A 5,516-nucleotide genomic window follows, 5' to 3' on the forward strand; every position below is an offset into this window, starting at 1 on the left:
GTAGTCAAACGCGCTGTGACCAGGCGATTTACCGTCGGCGACGGTATAGGGCAGATATAGACCCTGACACAACAGTCTCGCAGCACCGGGTTTTTCATGATCCACTCCGGACCGCACCACGTCCCTGCCAGGCAACGTCGACGGCGGCTGCCGCGCGCGACGGCGCGTCCCAGCGTCTCCCCGGCACGCCCGCGCGACCCGACGGCGGCTGGCGCTCCTGGCATCTCGACGCAGAGGAGAATTCCTTGTTCCCACACGGAAAACGGCGAGCCGTTCCGATCGTGCTGCTCTCGCTCGTGTCCACGCTGCTGTTCGCCGGTCCCGCCGGTGCCACGGCCCCTGCGGCGGCGGCCACCCCGGTCACGCTGACGCTACCGGCCCCCACCGGACACCATCAGGTGGGGACGACCGAGTTACACCTGGTCGACCCGTCCCGAAGAGACCCGTGGAAGCCGGACCACCAGCGGGAACTGATGGTCTCCGCCTGGTACCCGGCCCGCGACGCCGACCGCTACCCGCTCGCGCCGTGGCTGCCGGCCGGGGTGGCGCCCTACCTCGCCGGCCGGTTCGCGCAGCCCGACATCGGCGTCCCCGCCGGCGGGGTCGACTGGGTCGGCGCGCGCAGCCACGGGCACGTCGGCGCGCCGGTCGCCAGGCGGGCCGGCGGGCTGCCGGTGCTGCTGTACTCCCCCGGTATGGGCAGCCCGAGGGAGCTGGAAACCGGGGTGGCCGAGGAGCTGGCGAGCCGCGGCTACCTGGTGATCACGGTCGACCACACCTTCGAGGCGGCCGCGGTCGAGTTCCCCGGCGGCCGCGTCGAACCGGCCGTCCCGTTCCAGCGGACCCCGGAGTTCTTCAAGACCGCCTTCGACGCGCGGCTGGCCGACGTCCACTTCGTGCTGGACCAGCTCGACGCGCTCGGTGCCGGCGACAACCCGGACGCCGAGCACCGCCAACTGCCCAAGGGCCTGCGCGGCTCCCTCGACCTGTCCGACATCGGCATGTTCGGCCACTCCTGCGGCGGTTTCACCACCGGTGAGTCGATGTACAACGACCAGCGCATCCGCGCCGGTGTCACGCTGGACGGCGTCATGGCGTACGCGCTCGGCGCCAACTACCAGCCCGGCGAGGTGGTCAAGCACGGGCTGGACCGGCCGTTCATGCTGATGGGCAGCCAGCAGAGCCCCGACGGCCGGAACGACGTCGTCGACCACACCGTCCGCAATCCCGCCGACCAGTCCTGGGTGGACTTCTGGGCCAACCAGCGCGGCTGGAAGCTCAACGTGCTGTTGCAGGGTTCCCGGCACTACAGCTACACCGACATGGAGACGGTCGTGTCGCAGCTGGCCGGGCCGTTCCAGCTGCCGGCCGACCGCGTCGAGCACATCATCGGCACGATCCCGGCGGCGCAGGCCACCGGCGCCGAGACCGCGTACCTCCGCGCGTTCTTCGACCGGTTCCTCCGGCACAGGGCCGGTCACCTGCTCGACGGGCCGTCCTCGCGGTACCCGCAGGTCACCTTCGTGGCCTGAGTCCAGTCCCGGCGACACGCGGCGGGCCGGAGCGCGGATCCGGCCCGCCGCATGACCTCGTCGAGTAATCACACTGTGTGATCACGTGGCACCGACGCATCAGGGAACACACCGACGTCCGCCGATCCGTCGGGTCGCACCCCTAGGGGTGGCCTGTGCTTCACCATAGGGCGACGAGGTTGACCCGATCGGCCGCCATATCGGATCCGATTGGGCCGTTCGTCGCAAGTTAACTGCGCTGAACAGTCCAGCAAAAGTATGACAAAGAACCAAGTAGCCCGGTCGCGGTTGACGCGTGGTGTGCCCGCGCATACAGACTGTCCGAACACGAACATTCGGTGCTTGGGGGCGCCTCCGTGACCGCTGGGGTGGTTTTCAGAGTTCTTGGACGTATCGAGGTAAGGGGGAGGAACGGCGCGATCTCGCTTGGCGCGCCGAAACAACGCAGCGTGCTCGCGGGGCTGTTGCTGGAGGCAGGCCAGGTCGTCACCGTGCGCAGGCTCGTTGACCTGCTGTGGGGTTCGACCCCGCCCCGGTCCGCGCGAACCGCCGTGCACGTCTACGTTTCCGGGCTGCGCAGGGCGCTCGCCGAGCTTCCCGAGGCGACGCTGGTGACCTGCGGGCAGGGCTACCAGCTCGACGTCGATCCGCAGCTGGTCGACCTGCACCTGTTCCGCCAGTTGGTGGCCGAGGCGCGGTCGGTCGACGACGACACCAGGGCGAGCGAGCTGTTGCGCGGCGCGCTCGACCTGTGGCACGGGCCCGCGTTGGTCGGCGCCCCGGCCAGCCCGGTGCTCGACCGGATCCGCTCCGGCCTTGCCGACGAGCGCCTCGCCGCGATCGAGGAACGCATCCACCTCGACCTGCGGCTCGGCCGGCACAGCTACGCGCTGAGCAAGCTGGTCGAGCTGGCCGCCGAGCATCCGCTGCGGGAACAGCTCGCCGGCATGCTGATGCTGGCCCTGTACCGGTGCGGCCGGCAGGCCGAGGCGCTGGAGGTCTTCCGCAAGATCCACCGGAGGCTCGTCGACGAGCTCGGCATCGGGCCCGGCCCCGAGCTGGAGAGCCTGCACCAACAGATCCTGGACACCGACGTCGCCCTCGCGGCCGGGCCGGAGCCCGGTGTCGCTACCCAGCAACCCGTGTCGATCGTGCCAAGGCAGCTGCCCGGCGGCCTCGGCCGGATCGTCGGCAGGGACAGGGAACTCGCGGCGCTCGACGCGCTGTTCGACCGGCGGGACCGCGCCAAGCAGGCTGCGGTACCGATCTCGGTGATCAGCGGCATGGCGGGCGTCGGCAAGACCGCGCTCGCCGTGTACTTCGGGCACCGCGTGGTCGACCGATGTCCGGACGGCCAGCTCTACCTCGACCTGCGCGGCTTCGACTCGAGCGGCGCGCCGCTGCACCCGAGTGAGGCGCTCGGCCAGTTCCTGCGCGCGCTCGGCGTGCCCGCGGGTCAGATTCCGGTCGAGCTACCGGAACGCGCCGCCATGTACCGGTCGCTGGTGGCCGGCCGGCAGCTGCTGATCGTGTTGGACAACGCCGCGACCGGCGAACAGGTCCGGCCGCTGCTGCCCGGCACGCCAGGCAGCGTCGTGCTGGTCACCAGCCGGAACCGGTTGGACGGCCTGGTCGCGCACGAGGATGCACACCAGCTGCCGCTCGACACGCTCACCCCATCGGCGTCGGCGGAGCTGCTCGCCTGCGTGCTCGGCGCGCGCCGCGCCGAGGAGGAACCCCGTGCCCTGGCGGAACTCGCGCGGCTCTGCGGCCAGTTGCCGTTGGCGCTGCGGATGGTCGCGGCCAACCTCGCGGCGCGTCCCGGCGGGCGGATCTCCGACGTCGTCGGCAGGATGACCGACGGGAACCAGCTCGCCGCGCTCGGCGCGCTCGACGAGGAGAAGCCGGTCGTGCGGGCCGCGTTCGACGGCTCGTACCGGGGGCTGCGGTTGGAGGCCCGCCAGCTGTTCCGGCGGCTGGGGTTGTTGCCGGGCCCCGAGTTCTCCGCCGACGCCGCCGCGAAACTCGCCGGCGGCACGGTCGCGCAGGCCGTCCGCCAGCTCGACCAGCTCGCCAACGCGCATCTCGTCGAGCACGTCGGGCGGGATCGGTTCCGGCTGCACGAGTTGCTGCACCGCTACGCCCTCGAACGGGTCAGAATCGAGGACAGCCAACCCGATCGAGAGTCCGCCGTGCGCCGCCTGGTCGGCTGGTACCTGCACACCGCCAAGGCCGCCCTGGCGTTCCTGTCGCCCGAGTTCCTCCGGTTGCCCAAGCCCCGCACCGGCGACAGCCCGCCGAAGGCGGTGTTCACCCGAGGCGCGGACGCCACGGCCTGGCTGGACGTCGAGCGGGCCAACCTGCTCGCCGCGCGGGATCTCGCCGCCCGCTGCGGCCCGGACACGGTGGCCGGCGAGTTCGCCGACGTGTTGGCCGGGCTGTTCAGACCGGACCGCAGGCTCGCCGGATGGTGTCCGACCACGGCCGTCCAGGTCTGAGAGCCGAGAACCGGGCGGCGGGTTGCCCGTTGGTGATCTTGAGCACCGCGCGGGCAACCCCGCGCGGTGCATCGGCCCGGCCGCATCGCGCACGGTAGTCGCGGCACACATTCGTGAACTCGCCGTGGTCGACTTCTATATTTCCGCCATATCGCAACCCCTTGGCGCGCCAAGCTAAACCAGGACATCCCGTCGCTTAAGTGAACCTTTAGCAACCCTGGCCTAGGCTCTGCGTCGGTCGAGATTGCCCTTGTAGGACAGGAACCAGAGAGGAATTGGGCAACAGTCGAGCACGTGTCCGGATGACTGAGCTGATGGGGGAAGCTGCACCATGTCGCCGAGATGGAACTCGCCCGCGACAGTCGCGCGTCTTGGGGCCACACGCCTCCCGGCGCTGCACATGGCCATGTCGGAAGTCCCCGACGAACGAGGTCTGCCGAGCACCGCGACGGGCCCCGCGAACCCGCAGCCCGTCTGGGGCGCCGACGTGGAGTTCCGGATCCTCGGCCCGCTTGAGGTGTCCGTCGGCGGCCAGGACGTGTTTCCCGGCGGGTCGAAGCAGCGGACCGTGCTCGCGGCGCTGCTGCTGGCCAGGGGCCGGGTCCTGCCGGACGCGCGGCTGAGCGCGCTGCTGTGGGGCGAGAAGCCGCCAGCGACGTTGAACGCGCAGGTCTACACCTACGTGTCGCGGATCAGGAAGCAGCTCGGCAGCAAGACCAGCGTCTGCCGGCGCGGCCCCGGCTACCTGTTGCAGCTCGGCGACGCGCGCTTCGACTACGCGGAGTTCGAGCGGCTGCGGGACGTCGGCCACAACGCGTTGGTGATGGGCACCTACGACAAGGCCGCGCAGTTCCTGCGGCGCGCGCTCGACCTGTGGCGCGGCCCGGCGCTGGCCGATGTCACCGAATTCCTCGCCGACACCGAACTCGCCGGCATCGAGGAGTCGCACATGGCGGCCGTCGAGGACCGGATCGAGGCGGATCTCGCGCTGGGCCAGCACTTTCCGCTCGTGTCGGAGCTGACCGCGATGGTCGGCAGGAATCCGCTGCGGGAACGACTCCGCGCCCAGCTGATGGTGGCGCTCTACCGCTGCGACCGACAGGCCGACGCGCTCTCCGTCTACCAGGCAGGCCGCCACCTGCTCGCCGAGGAGCTCGGCGTCGACCCAGGCCCCGCGTTGCGCGCGGCGCACCAGGCGATCCTCACCGGGGACCGGCCCTACGGCCTCGACCGGCTCGCCGCGGTCGGGCCGGGCAGCGCATTCGGCTGAGAACTCGCGCGGTCGCTTCACCGGATCACCGATTCATTTTCGCCATTTGTTCGCTGCGATCGCAGTATAGAAAGTCTGTAGAGGCCTGCCGCAGGCTTTGCCGGTGCGGCCGAGGCTCGCGTGACAATGCGCCTTGCGCGAGTTTCGACAGACACCGTGAGAACTGACCGCCCATCGCCGGCCATCCATTAATTGTCGATCACGCGAGGAGCACCT

General features: G+C 70.4%; 3 protein-coding genes. All 3 read left to right on the forward strand.

Annotated elements, in window-relative coordinates; all coding sequences use genetic code 11:
* Window positions 1-245: 245 nt before the first annotated feature.
* The 3 genes from F0L68_RS25020 to F0L68_RS25030 all read left to right on the forward strand — a co-directional run bounded on the left by F0L68_RS25020 (window position 246) and on the right by F0L68_RS25030 (window position 5,300).
* On the forward strand, window positions 246-1,532 hold the full coding sequence (locus F0L68_RS25020) for an alpha/beta hydrolase family protein (RefSeq protein WP_223199109.1): 1,287 nt from the start codon (window positions 246-248) through the stop codon (window positions 1,530-1,532).
* A gap of 368 nt (window positions 1,533-1,900) precedes the next feature.
* Window positions 1,901-4,030 carry an AfsR/SARP family transcriptional regulator gene (locus F0L68_RS25025; protein ID WP_223199113.1) on the forward strand — a complete coding sequence of 710 codons (2,130 nt, stop codon included), beginning with the start codon at window positions 1,901-1,903 and terminating at the stop codon, window positions 4,028-4,030.
* A 400-nt stretch (window positions 4,031-4,430) separates the two neighbouring features.
* A complete protein-coding gene (locus F0L68_RS25030) occupies window positions 4,431-5,300 on the forward strand; it encodes an AfsR/SARP family transcriptional regulator (protein WP_223199110.1) in 870 nt (289 codons plus the stop codon).
* Window positions 5,301-5,516 lie beyond the last annotated feature (216 nt).

The organism is Solihabitans fulvus, from assembly GCF_008386585.1.
GTDB lineage: Bacteria > Actinomycetota > Actinomycetes > Mycobacteriales > Pseudonocardiaceae > Solihabitans > Solihabitans fulvus.

Coding starts and splice junctions, on each gene's coding strand:
- F0L68_RS25030 (WP_223199110.1), top strand. CDS start 4,431: ATGGCCATGTCGGAAGTCCCCGACGAACGAGGTCTGCCGAGCACCGCG.